This window comes from Weissella sp. ESL1156 (assembly GCF_058505625.1).
The window spans coordinates 1,390,569-1,411,977 of the sequence record NZ_CP196372.1; the positions used below are offsets into that span (position 1 = coordinate 1,390,569).

General features: G+C 35.5%; 23 protein-coding genes and 4 pseudogenes. 10 read left to right on the forward strand and 17 right to left on the reverse strand.

What is annotated here, in order from left to right:
* Window positions 1-107: 107 nt before the first annotated feature.
* From ACSKY2_RS07175 to ACSKY2_RS07185, 3 genes and pseudogenes are all read right to left on the reverse strand, one after another.
* Window positions 108-797, reverse strand: a complete 690-nt coding sequence (locus ACSKY2_RS07175) for an N-acetylmannosamine-6-phosphate 2-epimerase (RefSeq protein WP_489877281.1) — start codon at window positions 795-797, stop codon at window positions 108-110.
* A gap of 79 nt (window positions 798-876) precedes the next feature.
* Window positions 877-1,445 (reverse strand): annotated as a pseudogene (locus tag ACSKY2_RS07180) (recombinase family protein).
* A gap of 78 nt (window positions 1,446-1,523) precedes the next feature.
* Window positions 1,524-1,772 carry a hypothetical protein gene (locus ACSKY2_RS07185; protein WP_489877282.1) on the reverse strand — a complete coding sequence of 83 codons (249 nt, stop codon included), beginning with the start codon at window positions 1,770-1,772 and terminating at the stop codon, window positions 1,524-1,526.
* A gap of 332 nt (window positions 1,773-2,104) precedes the next feature.
* On the opposite strand from ACSKY2_RS07185, the pseudogene ACSKY2_RS07190 reads away from it, so the two are divergent.
* A pseudogene (locus tag ACSKY2_RS07190) lies at window positions 2,105-2,263 on the forward strand (IS3-like element IS1223 family transposase); the annotation flags it as partial.
* 6 nt (window positions 2,264-2,269) lie between these two features.
* Window positions 2,270-2,386: pseudogene (locus ACSKY2_RS07195) on the forward strand (IS3 family transposase); the annotation flags it as partial.
* 115 nt (window positions 2,387-2,501) lie between these two features.
* Here the strand turns inward: ACSKY2_RS07195 and ACSKY2_RS07200 are convergent.
* Window positions 2,502-3,440: an amidohydrolase family protein gene (locus ACSKY2_RS07200; protein WP_489878241.1), complete on the reverse strand. Its 939-nt coding sequence runs from the start codon at window positions 3,438-3,440 to the stop codon at window positions 2,502-2,504.
* A gap of 116 nt (window positions 3,441-3,556) precedes the next feature.
* Here ACSKY2_RS07200 and ACSKY2_RS07205 point away from each other — a divergent pair, with 116 nt between their 5' ends.
* Entirely contained in the window at window positions 3,557-3,757 is a 201-nt protein-coding gene (locus ACSKY2_RS07205; RefSeq protein ID WP_489877284.1) for a hypothetical protein, read from the forward strand.
* 93 nt (window positions 3,758-3,850) lie between these two features.
* Here the strand turns inward: ACSKY2_RS07205 and ACSKY2_RS07210 are convergent, their stop codons facing one another.
* The 4 genes and pseudogenes from ACSKY2_RS07210 to ACSKY2_RS07225 all read right to left on the reverse strand — a co-directional run bounded on the left by ACSKY2_RS07210 (window position 3,851) and on the right by ACSKY2_RS07225 (window position 7,515).
* Window positions 3,851-4,165 carry a hypothetical protein gene (locus ACSKY2_RS07210; RefSeq protein ID WP_491737214.1) on the reverse strand — a complete coding sequence of 105 codons (315 nt, stop codon included), beginning with the start codon at window positions 4,163-4,165 and terminating at the stop codon, window positions 3,851-3,853.
* Window positions 4,166-5,414: 1,249 nt separating this feature from the next.
* A pseudogene (locus tag ACSKY2_RS07215) lies at window positions 5,415-5,576 on the reverse strand (filamentation induced by cAMP protein fic); the annotation flags it as partial.
* Window positions 5,577-5,692: 116 nt separating this feature from the next.
* A complete protein-coding gene (locus tag ACSKY2_RS07220; RefSeq protein ID WP_489877286.1) occupies window positions 5,693-6,436 on the reverse strand; it encodes a sulfite exporter TauE/SafE family protein in 744 nt (247 codons plus the stop codon).
* Between the two features lie 140 nt (window positions 6,437-6,576).
* Window positions 6,577-7,515 (reverse strand): nucleoside hydrolase, encoded by a 939-nt coding sequence (locus tag ACSKY2_RS07225; protein WP_489877287.1) that lies wholly within the window; start codon window positions 7,513-7,515, stop codon window positions 6,577-6,579.
* A gap of 229 nt (window positions 7,516-7,744) precedes the next feature.
* Between ACSKY2_RS07225 and ACSKY2_RS07230 the strand changes: the two genes are divergently transcribed.
* The 3 genes from ACSKY2_RS07230 (at window position 7,745) to ACSKY2_RS07240 (ending at window position 9,804) form a co-directional block, all read left to right on the forward strand.
* Window positions 7,745-8,200 carry a GNAT family N-acetyltransferase gene (locus ACSKY2_RS07230; protein WP_489877288.1) on the forward strand — a complete coding sequence of 152 codons (456 nt, stop codon included), beginning with the start codon at window positions 7,745-7,747 and terminating at the stop codon, window positions 8,198-8,200.
* 1 nt (window position 8,201) lies between these two features.
* On the forward strand, window positions 8,202-8,798 hold the full coding sequence (locus ACSKY2_RS07235; protein ID WP_489877289.1) for a hypothetical protein: 597 nt from the start codon (window positions 8,202-8,204) through the stop codon (window positions 8,796-8,798).
* A gap of 82 nt (window positions 8,799-8,880) precedes the next feature.
* Window positions 8,881-9,804 (forward strand): 2-dehydropantoate 2-reductase, encoded by a 924-nt coding sequence (locus ACSKY2_RS07240; RefSeq protein WP_489877290.1) that lies wholly within the window; start codon window positions 8,881-8,883, stop codon window positions 9,802-9,804.
* 303 nt (window positions 9,805-10,107) lie between these two features.
* Here ACSKY2_RS07240 and ACSKY2_RS07245 read toward each other — a convergent pair whose 3' ends face one another.
* The 3 genes from ACSKY2_RS07245 to ACSKY2_RS07255 form a co-directional block, all read right to left on the reverse strand.
* On the reverse strand, window positions 10,108-10,560 hold the full coding sequence (locus ACSKY2_RS07245; protein ID WP_489877291.1) for a DUF3021 domain-containing protein: 453 nt from the start codon (window positions 10,558-10,560) through the stop codon (window positions 10,108-10,110).
* Window positions 10,557-10,982, reverse strand: coding sequence for a LytTR family DNA-binding domain-containing protein (locus ACSKY2_RS07250; protein ID WP_489878242.1), 426 nt, complete (start codon window positions 10,980-10,982; stop codon window positions 10,557-10,559). The genes ACSKY2_RS07245 and ACSKY2_RS07250 overlap by 4 nt, the downstream gene beginning before the upstream one ends.
* A 97-nt stretch (window positions 10,983-11,079) precedes the next feature.
* A complete protein-coding gene (locus ACSKY2_RS07255) occupies window positions 11,080-11,271 on the reverse strand; it encodes a hypothetical protein (RefSeq protein WP_489877292.1) in 192 nt (63 codons plus the stop codon).
* A gap of 72 nt (window positions 11,272-11,343) precedes the next feature.
* On the opposite strand from ACSKY2_RS07255, the gene ACSKY2_RS07260 reads away from it, so the two are divergent.
* Together ACSKY2_RS07260 and ACSKY2_RS07265 are read left to right on the forward strand one after the other, a co-directional pair.
* On the forward strand, window positions 11,344-12,285 hold the full coding sequence (locus ACSKY2_RS07260; RefSeq protein WP_489877293.1) for a LacI family DNA-binding transcriptional regulator: 942 nt from the start codon (window positions 11,344-11,346) through the stop codon (window positions 12,283-12,285).
* Window positions 12,286-12,319: 34 nt separating this feature from the next.
* On the forward strand, window positions 12,320-12,661 hold the full coding sequence (locus ACSKY2_RS07265; protein WP_489877294.1) for an MmcQ/YjbR family DNA-binding protein: 342 nt from the start codon (window positions 12,320-12,322) through the stop codon (window positions 12,659-12,661).
* Between the two features lie 46 nt (window positions 12,662-12,707).
* Here ACSKY2_RS07265 and ACSKY2_RS07270 read toward each other — a convergent pair whose 3' ends face one another.
* Window positions 12,708-14,765, reverse strand: a complete 2,058-nt coding sequence (locus ACSKY2_RS07270) for a heavy metal translocating P-type ATPase (protein WP_489878243.1) — start codon at window positions 14,763-14,765, stop codon at window positions 12,708-12,710.
* Window positions 14,766-15,228: 463 nt separating this feature from the next.
* Between ACSKY2_RS07270 and ACSKY2_RS07275 the strand changes: the two genes are divergently transcribed.
* Window positions 15,229-15,732 (forward strand): YbhB/YbcL family Raf kinase inhibitor-like protein, encoded by a 504-nt coding sequence (locus ACSKY2_RS07275; RefSeq protein ID WP_489877295.1) that lies wholly within the window; start codon window positions 15,229-15,231, stop codon window positions 15,730-15,732.
* A 261-nt stretch (window positions 15,733-15,993) separates the two neighbouring features.
* On the opposite strand, the gene ACSKY2_RS07280 is transcribed toward ACSKY2_RS07275, so the two are convergent.
* The gene (locus ACSKY2_RS07280) at window positions 15,994-16,983 is read right to left on the reverse strand and encodes a D-2-hydroxyacid dehydrogenase (protein WP_489877296.1); all 990 of its coding nucleotides are present in this window, start codon (window positions 16,981-16,983) and stop codon (window positions 15,994-15,996) included.
* 14 nt (window positions 16,984-16,997) lie between these two features.
* Entirely contained in the window at window positions 16,998-18,188 is a 1,191-nt protein-coding gene (locus ACSKY2_RS07285; protein ID WP_489877297.1) for an aminotransferase class I/II-fold pyridoxal phosphate-dependent enzyme, read from the reverse strand.
* 413 nt (window positions 18,189-18,601) lie between these two features.
* On the opposite strand from ACSKY2_RS07285, the gene ACSKY2_RS07290 reads away from it, so the two are divergent.
* Window positions 18,602-19,198 carry a sugar O-acetyltransferase gene (locus ACSKY2_RS07290; protein ID WP_489877298.1) on the forward strand — a complete coding sequence of 199 codons (597 nt, stop codon included), beginning with the start codon at window positions 18,602-18,604 and terminating at the stop codon, window positions 19,196-19,198.
* A 63-nt stretch (window positions 19,199-19,261) separates the two neighbouring features.
* Here the strand turns inward: ACSKY2_RS07290 and ACSKY2_RS07295 are convergent, their stop codons facing one another.
* The 3 genes from ACSKY2_RS07295 to ACSKY2_RS07305 all read right to left on the reverse strand — a co-directional run bounded on the left by ACSKY2_RS07295 (window position 19,262) and on the right by ACSKY2_RS07305 (window position 21,268).
* Window positions 19,262-19,867 carry a sugar O-acetyltransferase gene (locus tag ACSKY2_RS07295; RefSeq protein ID WP_489840464.1) on the reverse strand — a complete coding sequence of 202 codons (606 nt, stop codon included), beginning with the start codon at window positions 19,865-19,867 and terminating at the stop codon, window positions 19,262-19,264.
* Window positions 19,868-19,992: 125 nt separating this feature from the next.
* A complete protein-coding gene (locus ACSKY2_RS07300; protein ID WP_489877299.1) occupies window positions 19,993-21,090 on the reverse strand; it encodes an SLC13 family permease in 1,098 nt (365 codons plus the stop codon).
* A gap of 4 nt (window positions 21,091-21,094) precedes the next feature.
* Entirely contained in the window at window positions 21,095-21,268 is a 174-nt protein-coding gene (locus ACSKY2_RS07305) for a hypothetical protein (protein WP_489840462.1), read from the reverse strand.
* Window positions 21,269-21,409 lie beyond the last annotated feature (141 nt).

Here is a 21,409-nt window from a genome sequence, read left to right on the forward strand (position 1 = left end):
TGAAACACACTTAAAAGGACCGTGAATCTACCAAATTAACCTGGTTAGACTCATGGTCCTTATTTTATATATCGTCTTATTTTTAGACCATTAAATATTTATAGCGCTTATTGTAATGCCGCAACAAAACGCGCTGTCATTTCTTTTGGCCGTGTAATAGCGCCACCAACGACGACGCCAGCAACACCCATTTGTTGAATTCTTTTTGCCTCAGCAGGTGTATGTATCTTACCTTCTGCAATGACATCAATACCTGCATCTACTAACTGTTGTATTAATTCAAAATTAGGACCATCAATCACTTGACTATTCGATGTATAGCCAGCTAGGGTGGTACCAACAAAATCAACACCTGCTTGCCAAGCATTTTGACCATCAGCAAAAGTTGCAGTATCTGCCATTAACAATTGATCAGGATATTTTTCCTTGATTTGGCCAATAAATTCACTAACCGTGATGCCATCATGTCGGGGACGTAACGTTGCATCAAAAGCAATCACATCAGGTCTGACTGTCATTAACTCATCAATTTCTTGCATCGTTGCCGTAATGTAAGGTTCTTCTGGTGGATAATCTCTTTTAATGATACCAATAATTGGCAAATCAACCGCCGCTTTAATTTCTTTAATATCGCGTACTGAATTTGCCCGAATACCAACAGCACCACCTTGTTGTGCTGCAAGTGCTAATAAAGGCATCACACCGCCCTTTTCAGTATAAAGTGGTTCACCCGGTAACGCTTGGCATGAAACAATTAAACCATTGTGAATCTGATTCACAAATGTCTGCTTATCCATCTGACTTTCCTCCTAGTCACTCTTCTAATATTGTAACATGATAAAAAACGGTAATCGCACAACATATCTCTATGCACCATTACCATTTTATAAACTCTTTCATATGAAGAAATTTAACCCGTCGTTGCTGGGCTTTAATGCTAATCTCTGTTTTTCGTTCAATCATTTTATAGGTCATGCCTTGCTGGCGTAACTCGTAAGCAAAGCGAATTTGTTCATCTGTATAGGCTGCTTTAGGTCGTCTCTCTCTAAAATGGGGGGATGTTTTTCGCATAGGCTTTGCCTTCCTACGTTCTCGTCACAATCATATCTCGTTCAAATTGAGCAAATGCACTAAAAATCGCGAAAATAAAATTTCCTGTGGGTGTGTTATCAATAACGCCCATGTTCAATATATGAACTTTAACACCTTGTTTGAAAAATTATTGAATGCTGTCTAAGGCGTCTCGGATGTTTCTAGAAAAACGATCACTTGGTAATGATTAGCGTATCGCCAGTAACTAGTATTTTTAGCAGTTGATTAAATTTTTTTGAGGGCGTTGCGTGGTTTCGTCGGTAAATTTTTTCAGCACCTGCGACTTGTAATTATTGGACTTGATTTTCTAGTTTTTAGTCAGGTGTACTCACTCGTGCATAGCCATACTTCATAACATTACCTACTTTCTAAAACCGTTAATTTTTGAGGTATACTCTTGAATTAACTCATTTGAATATTTATTAGGTTGGTTACTTTTTAACTTTTTGCCATAGAAGAACGGCTACTTTTAACTTATTTGTAAAATTATTATTTTCAGGGCTTTGATAAAAATCTTTCACAAAATTATTCCATTGATAGGTTGTTTCTGCGGGGGTTTTGGCTATAACATTAAGCTTTTTGGTACTGTTCTTTTTAAGAAGCATAGATTGTTTAATTAGGTCATTAACTGTCAGGCTAGTGTTATTATCAGCTTTGGCTTGCCATTTAATGATTGCCATTAAAATAATCTGCAAAAAATTTTCTAGCTTCGTTATTAAAAGAAAACCAGAACTGACTAGCTTAGTATCTAAAGTAATTTCATCAGCTGTTAACGTTGTTTTTTCTGTATAACTCGGTGGCGTTTAATTTTTCTAACAGATATGCCTGTCAAATATAGATAAAAATAGTGATTAAGTTCTGCTTTAGTCCCATAGATGGGTAAATGATGTTCGTGACAACTGAAGCAACCAAGGAAGTGTTAGCGTTACAGATTAATGCGCACCCAGATAAGCAATTAATTACGAAAACGATTGACCAATTGTGTGTTCATTTACCAACTGGTACAAAGCCAATTATTCATTCTGATCAAGGCTGGCATTATCAAGCAAAGCTAAAGACTATGCACTTTATTCCCAGCATGTCACGTAAAGGAAATTGTTTGGACAATGCGCCCATTGAAAACTTTTTTAATCTGTTAAAACGGGAAAGTCTTAACCAACAACATATTAAAAATATTGCAGAATTGTACGTTATTGTCCATAAATATGTTCACTCATTTAATCATAAGCGTATTTCATTGAAAACAAAAGGCCTGTCTCCGGTTGCATATCGGAAACAGGTCTTAGGTAATTAAAATTTATTTAAATGTCTAACTTTTTTGTAACACTTCAAACAACTTCCATTTCGATAGGCATACTGCTTTTTAGTATTCTTGCTAAAATATTCATAAATTTTGAATCATATATGAACTAATTGATGTGTCCTTTTAACAATGCTTGTCCATTTGTACTAAAAATTTTTTCCCGTTGTATGTCATTTAATATAGATGTACTACGAAGAGCCTCATTAAGCTTCTGAGATTGTGCTAGTGGTGTATAAGGAATATCGCTGCCGTAAAGAAGATGGCTTTCATCCACGAGCGAGAGCAGTGCCGGTAATTGGCGTGGTAAAACAGCACCAGCAGTGTCAAAGTACAACTTCTTCATTACTGCATAGACGTCTTGCTGGTAGAACGTTTGGACATACCCTGCAATACGATCATCCAAGATGCTTAGAAAAGCACCAGCATGAGGAAAGATAACTTTAATTTCAGGGAAACGTTCGAAGAAATGATATTTGAGCATATTAACAAAGGTGAGCGTTGTATCAATAAAAAATCCTAGAAGCGGTGTAGGAAAATCAGCGGCGACATTTTGTGGCAGTGCGGTAGGTTCGTTAGGATGAATCAGCATAATTGCTTTACGACTATTTAATTCATGGTAAATTTGATCTAAGAGTGGTGAACCAAGATAAATTCCTTTAGAATTTGATGGTAGAGTGACTCCTAGAGCGCCGAGTTCATCAAATGCTCGCTTAATTGCAACCAGAGACTCATCTTGGTAAGGAAGCGGTAAAGTCGCAAGATAGCCAAGCTTTTCTGGATGTTTTTGACTAAGTTTGAATCCGAGTTGATTAGCATCTTCAGCTAATTGAACAGTCTCAACTTTATTACCGAAATTGACATGTGGCGAAGAAAGCGACAAGACAGAATAGGCAATCTGATTTTTTGCCATGAAATCTAACGTAGTGTGAACATCCCATTCTGGGGTTGGCCAACCATCAGGATTGCCGCTAAAATGTTTTTTCAATGCGGTTGTATAACTTTCAGGTAAATAATGGGTATGAAAATCAATACTTTGAAGTTGCATCATAAAAAACCTCCTAATTTGGTATAATTAAATTATAGAGGAAAAGCACCATTTTTTAATGTACAAAAAAGCACTTTTTGTCTAATTGATGTGAGGATTCGAGGAGGTTATGCTGAATGAAATATGCTCAATTAACTGAGGCGCAGAATCGGTTGTTAGATTCGTTAGTTGTTTTGCTTGAAAGTGTTCCGTTGACCAAAATGAAAGTTTCGCAATTGGTAACGCAAGCACATGTTAGTCGTGGAACCTTTTATTTGTGCTATCAAGATTTACCTGATTTTTTAAAAAAGTCGAGGAAATCATCTTCAATGATTTAACAGAACGACAACAACCGATTATTGCACCGGCTATTTCACAGATGCAAGCGCATCCGACACCGGCAATTACGCAAATGTTTTTAATATCTTGGTTCAGACAATTGCGCAGCATTTTCTTTTATTTAAACGATTATCAGGTGCTAATCGCGATCCCTTTTTTGGGCAGAAACTATTAGAGTATTTATCTGACAAGGTGGGTTCTTTGTCCTTAGTTAAATTGTTTAATTCAACTTTGTACTTAGCTAAATCAGTTCTTTTCGTTCCGACCTCAACATGTATCAGAGAAAAATTATTGTTGTTAATTCTTACTACATCATTAAAAATGTTACCTCCCCATGATTCAATTAAAGGCGCTGCCAATTTGTTTATATTATCTAGCGGAAATGGCCCAGGTATATTTGTATTCAAAATAAAACGCCATTCATTTAACTACTTATTTTTAAAGATACGTTATTTAAGACAAAAAGTTTAATCACATTATTTATGTTATTTTTTTAAATTGTCTAAACTATTAGCATACTTATGAAATATAATTTTTCCCATTAAACCCCGTTTTTTTAGTAGTATAGTTTTGAATATATATTTCTAAAATTGTTATACATAATATATCACAATCGGCTGTTATTTTTTCAGGTTCTACAATATTTGGTACTGATGGCTAATCTGACGGATTAGTCATCAGTACCTTTTTCTTCGTTTTTTTATATAATTTATAAAAAAGGACCCCCAAAAAACAGACCAGCTGTAACTAGTTTGCCAAACAAAATTTCTTTGGAAAGGACCTCTAATGTGGATAAGTATATAAAAATTTTGAACAAGTACTCATGCCTCCAGCAACTACCAGAATTCACGAAAAAGTGCCTATTTAAAGGCGCTTTTGGTCTTATCGTTGAATAGTTGTTAATTTCGGCTCTATGCTTTTTAGCGTGAAAGTAAAAATTTCACGCTTTTATTGGTGTCTTTTTCACAAGAAAAAACACCAATAAAAATACCGGCATAAAATATAGTTGTCTAAAAAATAAAAAACAAGGTATTCATTGATGTCTATAAATGATTCTATCCTAAATTCAGTTGGTTCAACAGATAAGAATATTATTTTTTGATTTCTGATGATGGTAATTTTAATGAAGTCGTACCTGAAGGACGTGCTCATCACCTCGTATTAAACAAATTAATCGTACAGCGTATGATTTTCATCGTTTTAAAACGTATGCTTTAAGAATTCGCTTTGCACTATTTAATCATCACACATTACAAAACACTTTTAACGGTTTATTAATAAACAAAAAGCTCATAAATTCGATGTAATGAACATCAAATTCATGATCAGTTTTCACAAACTCAATGAGACAATTTCACGGTTTTCACGCTATTTGAAATTGAGCCTAATTTTAACTATTAAATCTTCAAAAATAGGTAAATTAATTAGCGAAATATTATCCAAGTATAATGTTATTCATCATAAGTTTTTGTCGGATAAATTGCTGGTTTTAAGTGAACATAAAGTCAAGTGTTAAGCGGAAAAGTGAGCTCGTTATTAATCTAGATGATTAATTTAGTAAATGTAGGCAATATCAACAATGTGGAATACACATTTCAATTTGTTCTCAACATCCAATGGTGTATTGTTGTTTAGATCAAATTACTTATATAAACTTTATTTGTTTTGTCGCACTTCTACGCCTTGAATGCCATTTTGGTATGTCCACTCTTTAATGGTTTGCATGTCATTTATGTCATAAAAATCAGCAATTAACTCATGCCACTTAGCCCATTTATCTAACGGCACATTGATAAGACCTGCACCACCGTCAATCAGGAAAATTAGGATAAAATGTTTACATTTATCTTTGATTTATTTAGGTAGGTTAAAAAATTATAAATGGTCATATCTTAGATTGACTCCTAGATATGACCATTATTTTATCGCTAAAGTTAAGTATATGCCTGATACCCTAAATAAAGGGACAACATTATGGCAAAGGTGCCAACACTGACCTTAATAAATTTAGAGGGAATATATCGTAAAATAATAGGTCCAAGATAACCGCCAATAAATAATCCAAACATTAAAGGTACAATGACCGCCCAATCTATTTGCAACATAAAGACAAATAAAATCGCGGATACAATATTATTAATTAACGACGCAAAATTACGCATAGCATTATAAATAATATATTTTTCATTTGTTATTTTAGAAAGTACTGCAACCATTAACAAGCCTGAAGCTGCACCAAAATATCCATTATACATTCCCACCAGGAAAAGACTGATCCAATTAACACAAATAATTAATTTATTATTTTTATATGATTTTGCAGAATTTTTAGGAATTAAAAGCATTATACCAGCAAATAAAATAAAAAATGGGACAACTTTTTTAAATTCAGTATTAGAACTATGAATTAATATAAAAGCTCCTAATACGCCTCCAACTGCATTCAAAATGGCAATACGAATACTACTCTTCCAATGGCCATGTAACTCCTTTAATGACGATAAAACTGTACCACATCCACCACCAATTTGCGCCACAGTAATTGTGGCACTAGCCGAAATTGGTGGTACACCAACTGAAAGTAAAACAGGATACAACGTTAACGAGGCCATGCCAATAATACCTGTTAAAATGCCGGCAATCAAACTCATACAGATGAGATAAATTATTGGTAACATAAATTCCCTTCACATCAACGGCACTGTTTTCTTGGTTACGCCTGCACTTACCAATATTAAACTCATTATAACATTTTTGAAAATATACCATCAAAAAATACGATAATCCAAACAGATTATCGTATTTTTCAAAGTTTTATTTACTTATCGCCTAATTTTGCTAATTCATCAATCTTATCATAAAAAGCAGCTGCATCTACACTCGTGACAAAAGTAATTTCACGACCATCATCTGTTTGATAAGTACGACCTTCTGATTCACCAGTCGTGATAACATCTGTTTTTACTTGCACTGATTCGACTAATTCTGGATAGCGACTAGCTAATGTTGTTAGCACATCCCATAAATAGTAGATTGAATTGGCTTCAAAAGAGTGAACCAATGAATAGCCCTGACCTATCAAATCAATGGCTGGATGCTGACGTTGCTTTGCCCAACGTGACCGCAATTCTGGTGTCAATGGCACCTGATCAGTACTATCCAAACCAACCATCACAATCTTTAAATCAGAATCCCAAACACGCTTAACTGCTTCTGCATCCCAGTAAGCATTCCATTCCATCGTATCATCAGCACCTGGCTCAGCAACGTTACCCTTACTATTAAGCGCACCGCCCATCCAGTGTAAACTTTCAATATTCTCGGTAATGCTTGGATCAACCTCTAAGGCACGAGCTAAATCTGATAAGGGACCAGTCATAACAAGAGTCACTTTTTCTTCAGATGCCTTAATTTTATCAATCATATCAAGGTGTCCTGGTTTTTCAGCAACTGGTGTTTTTGGTGCCCCGTGTTCGTTTAAAATTGGGAAATCATCAAAAGAAAATGAACTTAAGCGCCATTCTTTTGGAAATTGATGACTTGCACGTGAGTTTGACTTCGCAATGTCTAATGGTTGACGACCTTCATGACCAAATAAATCAACAATCTTTCTTGATGCCGAAACTGACGGTTCAACGTACCCATCAGCATCAGTCACCCCAACACCCAAAAGATTAACATCCGGCATCTGTAACAAAAGTAATAATGATACTAAATCATCAACGTTGCCATCGTGATTGAAATACACGTTTATCATTAAAAATTCCCCACTAATTCTCGTTATTTTCTTTAAACAATACGAAATTTAGTCACACTAGTCAAGTTAAAAATTCGGAAAACACACTTTTTACTTTCTAAATTTTAAATCATTGTTACCGAAATCAGAATATTTAATTAATAATACGTAAAATTTATATGCTAATATAAAGCATTAGGGAAAATTTTTATAATTACCTAATCAGGTAATCACTAAAAGGATATTATTTATGACAAAAAAACAATTAATTATTAAAAATACTGATGAACTCACAAGTTCAAATATGATAACCATTATGCAAGAGCGCACCAAAATATTCGTTGTTGAACAAGAGTGTGCCTATCAAGAAGTTGATCAAGCCGACTTTAAAGCCCGCCATGTCTACCTGACGATTGATGATCAATTAGTTGCCTATACTCGAATTATCGCTGATGATAATCCGCAGTATATTCGTTTTGGTCGTGTACTTGTCACAAAGCCTTTCCGTGGTCAGCATTATGGTCGCGAAATTGTTTCAACAACCATTCAAGAAATTCACCGTATTTATCCTAATCAAACCATTAAAATTGGTGCACAAAACTATCTACGTCAATTTTATGAATCATTTGGATTCAAACCGGTTTCTGACGTCTATTTAGAAGACAACATTCCTCATATTGATATGACTTTAGTTGGAGGACATTAGTTTGCAATATCTTGTTTTAATTGGTGCTGCCTGTTCTATTATATTTGGCTCATTCTATTTAATAGCGACTCTGCAGGGCAAAGTACAACCTAATAAAGTGACTTGGTTATTGTGGGGGATTTCTCCCTTAATCTCTGTTGTTGCAAGCATTTCAGCTAGCGGATTTGATTGGGCAATTTTGCCTGTTTTTATGGCTGGATTTATGCCAATGCTCGTGTTTATTGCATCGCTCTTTAATAAATCTGCTTATTGGCAATTAAATACCATTGATTATTTATGTGGTCTTGTTGCTATCTTTGCATTAATTATTTGGCGACTAACTAATAATCCAATCTTAGCAATTGTGTTTTCAATTTTAAGTGATGGGATTGCATCTATTCCAACTTTACGTAAGGCCTGGTTCTATCCGACGACCGAGACACCTGTTTATTACTCAGGTGGCGTTATTTCTGCAACAACTGGTATTCTTGCTGCGACAACACATTGGTCATTTAGTACCTATGCATTTCCTGTTTATCTATTAATACTGAACACCTCATTAATGCTTATCGTGATTAAACGAAAACACCTGTTATCAACCAACAAGATGGCTTCCTAAATTAGCGATCCTATATTCAATGTAAATCTGATAAAATGATTCTATAAGCGATACAAAAATGCTTTTATAGAAAGGATATATCATGAAAATAGCAATTGCAGGTAGTGGCGCTATGGGAAGCCGTTTTGGTTACATGCTCCAACAATCTGGTAATGAAGTCACACTATTGGATCTATGGCCAGAACATATTGCCAATATTAATAAAAACGGTCTTTCCGTAGAAATAGCTGGAAAACAACAATTTGTTAAAATTCCAGCTGCTTTTCCTGAAGATGTTCATGATCACTTTGATCTGATTTTACTATTTACAAAAGCTATGCAGTTAAGTGATATGCTTAAAAGAATTGCACATTTATTAACTGACAAGACGGCTATTTTATGTTTATCAAACGGTATTGGTAATTTAGAAACTATTCAAAAGGTTGCTCCAAACCTAGCTTTACTAGTGGGTACCACTTTATGGACTAGCGAGTTAATTGGTCCTGGAGCTATTGCTTTGACTGGTTCAGGTTATATTGAATTTCAAGCAATTAAAAATGTTTCACATGAAACAGTTGTTAAAATTAACAATACTTTAAATGAAGCCGGATTAGATGCTCGACAAAGCGATAATGTTTTATTGTCTATTTGGAAAAAAGCTTGCTTAAATAGTGTGCTAAATACACTATGCACCATTTTAGATTGTAAGATTATGGATCTTAACAAAAGTGATGCTACACCAATGCTAATACAGCAAATCGTTAATGAGTTTACAGCTGTTGCTCAAGCCAAAGATATTCCTTTAACTGTTGAATTAGCGATGGCAACGATTAATGCATCACTAGCGCCTGATCAAGCTGGTGACCACTACCCATCAATGCATCAAGATATTGCATCTGGTCGTCGTACGGAAATTGACTATCTCAATGGTGCAATTGCACGTATGGGAAAAGAGCAAAGTATTCCTACCCCAATAAACGAATTCATTACAAGGTTGATCCATACTCGAGAAGACATTGTATTGTAATTAAAAAAAGCGACTTGATTAAAAATTAAGTCGCTTTTTATTTATCAAAATATCAAAGTTTGTTTTGTATCTTTTGATACGATTTGTACTTGATTACCTGAAATTTGTACATATTTAAATTTACTAAAATATATTTTTAATTTATAAGAATGATTTATTTATCATACCAACTTATTTTTAAATATTTTCATTTTATTATTTTAGATGATACCGTAATCAAACACGCAGACCAAATCTGCTTGGTATGTTTCTTCCAAATAATGAATCATTAAAATAATCGTTAACTCTTCCCATTTTTGTAAATTATTTATTTTTAATTTTTTTATTGATAGCATCAATACTTCTTTTCACACGAATCATTGTATAACTCCAAGTGGCAACATATATAACAACGAAGACAATCAATTCACTTGCAATACTGTTAATATTTAACGGATACCATCCTGCAAAATAAGCAATCATCATAAACCCTAAAACCGTTATGACAAAATGGGTTAGTGTTTGTCGCGTCAAACTCCAATTTTCTTTTTGAAATAATACTGACGTAGTTGAAAAAAGTGATCCAATTAATGCCCATAGGATAATAGCAACAGTAAATGCATGTAACGAACTAGAAAAGTGCTCAGCAAATCGTGCTTCGTATGGTTGGTAAATTTGGCTGCCTCGTCCATAATCATTTAGCAGTGAAACTAACAGCCCATATGTAATTCCAAAAGGCATGCCCATAAAGAAACGTTTCGTCATTTGTCGAATCATATGCCTAACCTCCTTCTTATTTTTGAAACAAACCGTCGCGATACATAGGTTTCTTCTTTAGTGATTAGAATTAATTTAATGTTTCCACTACCACTCAGTTCCAGATGATCAATAAAATCAAAATTAATAATCTCACCACTCGAAATTTGAATAAATTTTTCTGGTAATAATGCTACTAATTGATAAATGCGCTGTTTCGATCGATACGTACCTGAATCAGTTTGCACGTGAACTTCACCAGATGATGTCATAATTCTAATTATTTTATCTGACTGCAATGGGACTACTGTCTTACCTTGATATCCCCATAATTGCGTGTGTTGTTGCTGTAAATTATTGACAATTGCTTGCATTTCAGGAGTTATTTTTTTGACATGAAAATCAATGTGTTCTGGCTGGTCATCATCTATAAAAAAATTCACTTTCAATTGAATAATGCTCCTTTCCAATAAGTCTTATATTTTATAAGTATTATTATACCCGCTTTATTCTCATGAATATTTAATTTTATATAATTGGTCAATTTAATTGATTAATCGGTACAAATTTTTTTATAAACGTTAGTACTTTTAAAAATGACCATTTAACTGATGCCAGTAACTCACCTTGAGCAGCTATGTTTGCTACGCCAATTACTTTAAGGCAAAGTGGCAATGAACTAGCAATCACACAACCAATGTTATCCCAAACTGTTTGCCAGTTTATCTTCATACAATATTCATTGTATTATGAAATTAGAAATTTTAGAAAGCGTTTTCAGTGTAAAGCATCGAGGTCAATATTATGGTTTCAATATCAGACGTGGCAAGCGAAGCTCATGTATCAAAAATGACTGTTTCTCGTGTGATCAATCATCCTGACCAGGTATCATCTGAAATTAAAACAGATGTTCAACGGGTCATTGAACAATTAGGTTATGTACAAAATCGTGCTGGTAGAGCACTAGCAAATAATCGTCATTACAATATTGCCTTTATCTTGTTGGACGATATTAACGAAATTGAACCCTATTATGCCCACTTACTGATGCACTTAACCGATGCCTTACAAGCAAAAGGTTACACTTTAGAAATGCGTCATGATCGTAATTTTGATTTAACAAATGTTGATGGTTTCTTAGTCAGCGGTGCTCGCCAAACAGATTTCGATGTACTACATAACTTACCGATTCCAGTTGTATTGTACGGTACCGAATCTGGTGTCACATCCGTGTACATTGACAATACAGCAGGTACATATTTAGCAACGCAACTACTACTGAATCAAAACTATCAACGTATCCTATTCTTAGGTATGGACATTGATGAACCGTTTGAAACAAACCGTGAAAACGGCTACCACAAGGCAATGCAAATTGCTGGCTATCAGCCTGAAATTCATCGTTTACCAAACGATGAACATGTTGTCCAAGACTTCCTTATGAACGGTAATTTAGTTGCCCATACAGGCATTGTAGCCGCAACAGATCGTTTAGGACTTGGTGCGTTACATGCTAGTCGTGAACAAGGATTACAAGTACCTACTGAGGTTGGCATTGTTGGGTTTGATGGTATATATATTCACCAATTAGCTGAACAACCATTGACAACAATACAACAACCCCTTAAAAAAATTGCTGAACACATGGTGAAGTTATTATTGGCAGAATTAGCTGGGAAAAATGTAGACTCTGTCTATGTACTGCCAGAATTAATCATTGGTGAGGCAACTTTACCAACAAGCTAGTCTCGTATTATTGTCGTATTTTAGGAGACTTTTCATGAAACGTCAGGAATTAATTAATCTTGTTAAAACACATACCAATTCATTTGAAGATTATCCATTCAATGGTGGTAAACGTACTGAAAAAATTCTTTGGACCGTGATGAAACAAAAGACTAACGGTAAAATCATTGCCTTTATTTTTGAAAAAGATGGTGAATTACTGATTGATCTGAAATTGCTACCTGAACATGGCGAATTAATGCGTGAACGCCAAGGTATTTTCCCCGGCTACCATATGAATAAAACCCATTGGAATACCATTTCTGTTAACAATACAGATGTCTCAAAAAAAGAACTATTGCATATGATTCATGAAAGTAGTTCCTTAACATCATAAAAAGCAGCATCACATAACAAGTCGTTATCTGATGCTGCTTTGGTAGCTATTCAACTTTTAATGTTAGTGAATTAATGGCAACGATAATTGTACTTAATGACATTAACACTGCACCTACCATTGGGCTTAATACAAATCCAACTGGCGCTAAAATACCTGCTGCTAATGGGATTGCAACAATATTATAACCAGCTCCCCACCAAAGATTTTGGGTCATCTTCCGTGTGGTCCGCTGTGCTAATTCAATAAATTGGATAATATCATGTGGATCACTCTTAACTAATACCACGTCTGCCGATTCGATGGCAACATCTGTCCCACTACCAATGGCAACACCAATATCCGCACGGGCTAAACTGGGTGCATCGTTCACACCATCACCAATCATCATGACTTTTCCCATTTTCTGATACTTTTTGACAGCTTTTTCTTTGTCTTCAGGTAGTAATTGTGCTTTAAACTCTTTTATGCCTAATTCTTTGGCAACGCCTTGGGCTGTTTGTTGATTATCACCAGTTAACATCACAGGTATCATCCCCTGCTCCTGCAATCTTATCACTAACTGCTTTGCTGCTGGCTTAATTTGATCACCCTGTGCAACAAATCCTAATACCTGATCATTCTGTACAAGGAAACTTAATGAATTACCTTCACTTGCTAGCTTATCAAATCGTTGATTATCAATGGCTAGCTTATTTTTGTCCAAATAACCAGGTGAAACAATGAAATAATCCTGATTATCTACTTGTCCTTTTAAGCCCACACCTTTAATTTGATCACTATTAACCGTCTGATATGAAATACTTTCTTTTTGTGCTTTCTTTGTGATACCAATAGCTAGTGGATGTGACGAACCTGACTCTAACGTTGCCATGATCCGTAATATATCATGATTTGACAAATCATTAGTCAAGCTACCATATGCATTAACTTTAAAATTTCCTTCTGTTAAGGTCCCGGTCTTATCCATTAACACATATTTCAACGCTTTAACCTGTTCCATGGCATTACGATCACGAATTAACAATCCTTTTTTAGCGCTTAAAGAAGTACTTCTAGCAATAACTAATGGAATAGCCAATCCCAGTGCATGTGGACAAGCAATGATCAAAATAGTCACTGCACGTGGTAAAGCTGTTGCTAAATCACTTATCACCCACCAAGCAATAAAGCTGATCACCGCTACCGTTAATGCCACGTAAAATAGCCAAGATGCAACACGATCAGCAATATTTTCACGATCTGACTTTTCATTTTGTGCAGATGTAACCATCTTTGTCACTTGTGCCAAAAAACTATTTTCACCAATTCCGGTAACTTTAATTTGAATTGTCCCATCCCCATTAACAGAACCACCAAAAACTTTAGCATCAACTTGTTTTTGAACTAACTTTGCCTCACCTGTAACCATCGCTTCATTGACGGCTGATTCACCTTTAATAACTTGCCCATCAGCTGGTATTTTTTCACCACCACGAACAATTAAATGATCACCTGTGACAACATCTTGTAATTTCACGTCAATGATTTGTCCCTGATCATTAATTAAATGTGCCTGATTAGGTAATAATTTTGCTAATTCATTAAGTGCTGAACCAGCATGACTGACCGCATTCATTTCAATCCAATGACCCAACAACATAATGTCAACCAATGTCGCCAATTCCCAAAAGAAATCCATCACATGTGGTGAAACATGTAACATATTGTTCACCACAACTGAATAAATACTGTAAACATATGCAACGGTAATACCCATTGTAATCAAGGTCATCATTGCTGGTTTTCTTTCTTGTAATTCTCCTTTTGCACCAATAAAGAATGGCATACCACCGTAAAAGAAGATAATTGTCCCTAATAGGGCAACTACCCAGTCACTACCTTGAAAATGAATAAGTGGTTGATTCATCCCCATCATTGATGACATCAATAATAAGGGAATCGTTATAATAATTGACCACCAAAATTTCTTTTTTAAATTACCCATGTGCATCATGTGACCACCATGCATCATCATATCATCATGCCCCATATCAGATTGATGATGCATATCCATCTGTTCCTCATGCATCCCCATATTCATATGTTCTTCATGTTCATTCATGTTCATCTGATTAAGCCCCCTTCGTTTCATATTCTACCGATAGTTTACAATTGTAAACAAAAAATAGCAACTAAAATCTATTTCAATAAGTATTACCCATTGGTAATCACCAAAGTTAATGAGATACTTTGATAAAAAATAACTACTTAATCAGCAATAAAACACCGCCTTTGACAAAATTAGCAGTGGCGCAAACATTGATTTCTCATTAGGTATTTTCTTTGCACGTCGTCTGAAAATGTCTATTAACACTGATTCTTTAAATAACACTTTTATTGTCGCATAGTCATGCCACAATTCTTAATGTTTTGAATAATCAATTACGCCGCTGTTTCATTCACTCTCAGCAAGTCATCATTTTAGTGCATTGAATGGGTATAGAGATTATTGTAGATTGTTAACAATTGCGCTATTTGAATAGACATGTTAGATTAAATTTAATCATAATTTTGGAGGCTTTTTCATGAAAATCGATGTGACATTAGACAACAACCATTTCATACCGGATAAATATGCAAAATTTGCGCCAGCAGAATATCGCTTGGATGATACACCTGTCGTTAATTTTCCAATCCGGGTACATGATATTCCCACGGGCACAGCATCACTTTCAGTTGTATTTATTGACTACGATTCTGTACCCGTTGCTGGATTTGTTTGGATTCATTGGTTAGCTGCTAATTTACCAGTAAGTGATATTCCTGAAGACATTGCCCATACAGACATTTCGTACGTACCAGGTACTAATTCAAAATACGCACAATATCGTTTAGATAATCCAACACTAACGCAAAGTTATACTGGACCAATGCCACCTGATAAAACTCATGATTACACTATTAAAGTGTTCGCACTAGATACTAAATTAGATCTCAAAGCCGGCTATTTCTTAAATGATTTCCGACGCGCCATTAAAGGTCACGTTCTGGCAGTTGATTCATTAGACCTACCTGCACGAAGCAACTAATGTTTCATGTGAAACATTAGTTGCTCATCAAACATATAAATGAAAAGAGGCTGAGGCATAAGTCGTTATAATCAGCCAAAAAAGGCGCTAATCTATCAATTTTGATTGGTAGATTAGCGCCTTTCAACGTGTTCCAAAAGACCGGAGCCTTACTATAATAACAATTAGGCGCTTCCGGTTCTTCGTTATACTGCAAACCAAAATCATCTAATTGTTGTTACAATCGGCTTCAAAGCATCTTTTTTCACACTCTCTTAAATTTTATCCAACTTGATGTGCAATTGTCTTGCCATTAATAATAGCTAACGTATCATCCAAACTAATATCTACCATGTTTTGCACAGCAATATTAGTATAGAACCCAACATGAGGCGTAATAATGACATTATCAAATTCTCGTAACGTGATTAAATCTTGATTTGGTAACTGCTGTCCACGTAAATCAAAATTGAAGAAAGTCTCTTCACCAACCATCGTATCTAATGCTGCTCCTGCTAATCGTTTCTCGCGCAAAGCAGCGATCAATGCTGTTGTATCCACTACCGGACCGCGACATTCATTGATTAAGTATGCTGTCGGTTTCATTTGTGCTAATGCTGCTGCATTTATTAATCCCTGTGATGTTTCATTTAAATCAACATGTAAACAAATAACATCTGCTTGTTGTAAGACTTCTTCAAATGATTTAAACGTTAACACATCATCTAGCTCATGATTTGGTTTAATGTCATAAGCAATCACATTTGCATTCAATGCATGAAATAACCGAGCAGCAGTCCCACCAATTCGTCCAGCACCAATAATACCAATCGTTAACGAATGAATTTCACTACCTTGCAAACCAGCCCAACGAAAATCTTGTTCTCGGACACGCTGATCAACTAATTCTTGTTTCCTAATCAAACGTAGTGTATGTGTCAAAGATAACTCAGCAACTGACCGTGGTGAATAAGCAGGTACATTACTAACCACAAGTCCATTGGTCTTAGCTGCTTGAACATCGATCACATCATAGCCAGCTGTTCTTGTTGTTATTTGTTTGATGCCAAGTTCATGCAAACGTGGATAAACGTCTGACTCAATTTGACTACGTTGCTGAATTACTACCCCATCATAACCAGCAACCTTATCAACTGTATCTGAATGTAATTCCCATTCAGCTATTGTTAAATCAATATTTGGATGCTGTTCACCCCATGATTTAATCGCTGCTTCTTCATCTGGTCGAACACTTAATAACAAAATTTTCATTTCTATTTGCTCCTTTAATCTATACTACTCTGTGTTGCCCGTTGCTTGGCAACATATTCCTGTAACTGGGTCATACCACGTTTAATTTCGGCCATACTAGTGGCATAACTCATTCTGAGATAATGTTCACCACCAGGTCCAAAGTAAGATCCTGGTACCGCTGCAACACCCCCTTGTTTCGCTAAATCATATGCAAATACTTCATCATCTTGTTCTAAATCAGATGGCATCTTGGTATAAATATAAAATGCCCCCTCTGGCTTCACGGTTTCAAAGCCTAATTCATCCAACGTCTCTAAAATAAAGTCTCGCCGTTGCCGATATTCATCTCTCATAGGCAATGCATCATCCTGCCCATGTCCAAGAGCTTCTGTTGCAGCATCTTGCGCCACTGTTGCGGCACTTGTGATCGTAAACTGATGGATCTTGCTTAACTCATCACTAATTACTTTGGGTGCACATAGGAAGCCAATTCGCCAACCAGTCATTGCATGTGATTTTGAAACACCCGTAATTAAGATGGTCTGTTCTCGTAATGATTTCACTAATGACGCATGCGGTTGATCATAGTTTAATTCACTATATATCTCGTCACATAGTACAAAAATCGGCTTACCCCGCAGAACATCTCCTAAGGCATCTAACTCAGCTTGTGAATACACAACCCCAGTTGGATTACTTGGATAATTAAGGACAACCATTTTCACATCATCGCCAACCCGATTTAACGTCTCAATGAGTACCGTTGGTGTTAATTTAAATCCAGTTGATGACGTATCGACTAAAATTGGTTGACCACCTGCCACTGTGACATCTGCAATATACAATGGGAATGTTGGTGTCGGAATAATGACTTTATCACCTGGGTTGAGTACTGAATTAATGGCTGTATAAATTGCTTCAGTTGCCCCTTCTGTCACAATGATTTCATCTGGTGCATACGTTTGTTGATATTTAGTGGCTAAGAAATTGCTAGCTTGTTCTCGTAATGCCTGTGTCCCATTAGCAGGAGCATAATGCGAATGATTTTCTTGAATACTATGAATAGCAGCTTGTTGAATATGCTCTGGTACATCAAAATCTGGTTCACCAATCGTAAAATTAACAATATTCGGTATTTGTTGTGCAAAATTTGCAAATGCTAAAATGCTCGAAGCTTTGACATATGCTAGTCGTCTATTAAGATGCGTTGTCATGTCCATCATTTTTCTCCTTTAATCATTAATACAAGTATGATTTCTACGAAAAAAAGCCCTCTTGATTGAAAACAATCTCAAGGGTCATTACAGACATGTCATTCTCCCCCAACAGATTATTTTCTAACCTGTTGGGCTTTTTAAATCGAGCCAAATCGCTCTCATTCCCACAGGTACAAACATGATCTCGTGTTTGTACCTAATATTAGTTAGACACAAACACTACCTAAAGAAACGAAAGTAATAGTTCCAGTTATTCAATTTTGTCATATTGTGTAATTTCATGAATAATAACTCCTGGCTCTTAATATAGTTCTAATCATAGTCTAATTTAATGAGATTTGTCAACGAAAAATTGTGATGATTTTAAAAAAAAACACTTTGTGCTAACCTAATGTTAACGTTTTATTGAGGGGGATAATATGAATTTAGAAGAAAAATTTGCGTATATGGCCACTGGCAAAACATATAATGACTTAGATCCACTTTTAGTAGCCGAACGACATCGTTCAACCAAGTTAACGACTGAAATCAACGCTGAAACTGATCCAGAAAAAAAAGAACAGCTCATCCAGCATTTATTTGGTAGTGCTGGTATTGCACCTGATCTTAATCCAAATTTTCGATGTGAGTTTGGTCGTAACATTCATGTTGGTGATTATTTTTATGCGAATTATGACGCTGTCATCTTAGATGGTGCGAAAGTAACGATTGGTGATCGTGTACTTTTTGGTCCTAAAGTTGGCCTATACACAAGTAATCATTCCTTTGATGCACGTGAACGTGAATTGGGTGGTTGTATCGCTAAGCCAATTACAATTGGTAATCGATGCTGGCTAGCTGCAAATGTCACTGTTCTGCCAGGTGTGACTATTGGTGACGATGTCATCATTGGTGCTGGCAGCGTGGTGACCCATGACATACCAAGTCATGTTGTCGCAGTTGGCAATCCTTGTCATATATTACGTCAAATCACTGATGATGATAAAACTGGTTTTATCGGTCAAGACTTTGTTTAAACAAAAAAACTGAGAAGCGACAAGCTGAACAAGTTGTTCAGATGTTACCTCTCAGTTTTTAGTTTATACGTGACGGATAATTCGTGCAGGGTTACCTGCAACCACCGTATTACTAGGCATATCGTGAGTTACCACGCTACCAGCACCAACAACAACGTTATCACCTATCGTGACACCAGGTAATACGATGACTGAACCCCCAAACCAACAATCATCACCTATCGTGATTGGCAAATCATATTGCCAATTTTCGCGCCGTAATTGCTTATTATTAGGGTGATGATTTGGCGTGTATAACTGCGTATTAGGTCCCAAGAAGCAATTTTTACCAATCGTTATTTTACCAGCACTTAAGATAGTGAAATTCAAATTAATAAATGTGCCTTGGTCAATAAATAAGTTATCAGGATATTCAATATTAACAACTGGAAAATAAACTTCCACATCGTCAGCCATATTTGGCACTAATTGATGTAACGCTTTTAATGCTTTATCAAAATCAGTAATCGCAATCTGATTAATTTTTTGAATGGCCTGCGTACTTGCTTTAACAATCGCCTGCAACTGAGGTTCCTGACCATATTGATACCAATCACCATCGGCTATCTTATCAAAGATAGGCTTTTTCGCTAAAGCTGCAACATCTGGTTCGTCTAATTTTTTAGGCATAGTCTCTCTCCGACTCACGATAAAAGTTAAACTCTCATTAGTTATTATAAATGTTTTAAAAACAACTGAATAGTTTTTTATCAAAAAAGACCCGATGATTTTCATCGGATCTAGCTATCTTTCAATTATAGACCAAATAATACTAATAGTACTGCAGCCATAACAAAATTCAGCACCATGAATAACTTTAAGAACGTTGAAGATGAATCTGGTTCAATTTGGCGATAAACACGAAAGCCAATTAAATTAGCCATAGAAGCAATAATGGTTCCTAATCCACCAATATTCGTTCCTAGAAACAACTCGTGTGCATGATTCGTAAATGTCGAAATTAAAATTGTTGATGGCACATTTGAAATGATTTGGCTTAATGCAAAACTACCAAATAAGACATGTGCCGGCGTATTAAATAGGGAACTAACTAAATCTTGTACGATATGTATGTTGGCTAAATTGTTAGTTGCAATAAAAAAGAACAAGAATGTGGTTAATAATCCATAATCCACCATTTTATATATTTTATGATTATAAATAAGGAATATAATCAACATAATTGGTACAACCGTATTAAAGGGTAACCAACCAAAAATGGTCGCAATTAAAATCAAACCTGTCACAACCAAAAAGAATAATTGACGCCGGTCAATGCTTTCCACGGGTTTTAAATCGATAGACAGCGGTGTTGCTTTGATAAATCGCGTAATAATAAACATTAAAATCATAGATGCAATGGTCAATGAGATTGACCAACCAAAGAATTCACCAACGCCAATCCCATAATGCCCGAATAAGAACAAATTTTGTGATTTACCAAATGGAAATAAAATTGCCCCTGAATTAGCAGCCATGATAATCAGCGTTGAGCCGATAATTTTTAGTTGTGTTGATAAACTTGATGCTAATCGTAAGTAAATTGGCATTAATGTCAAAATTGCAATATCGTTTGAAAGTAACATTGCCCCAAAAAACGATAAAAATGTCACACTCGTCATTAACGCTCGAGCATGATGACTACGACTAACTAACCAGACAGATACCGCATGTAAGACACCTGCATTTTCTAATAAACTAACCCAGATCATCATAGTCATCAAACTAAAGATGGTATGCCAATTAACTGCTCCTAAATCAGGCACCACAAAAAAAGAAGTGACAACTGCCAGCACCATACTGACAGTAAACATGATGTCACTTTTTAAGTACGTAAAAATACGATTCACCATGCACTTATTTCTCTTTCTCGATTGCCTGACTTTTGGCATTCGCTAATCGAATAATTTCATATGATTTTGCTGCCATTAAAGATGTTATCCCCACTGATAATGTCATCACAGGTACTAACAACACGGCGAGCTTTGCAGTTGTCATTTCGACATTGTCATGATGCTTTTTAAAAATCATGCCTTATCTCCTTAAATGATCCTCAAAATAATAACGTTGCAAGTATATTATCGAAAAATATCATGGCAGACGCAACAAATTACTTGTAACATAGGAATCTTTAAAAAAGGGGAAAATTATTATTTTTAGTTAAAAACCGCC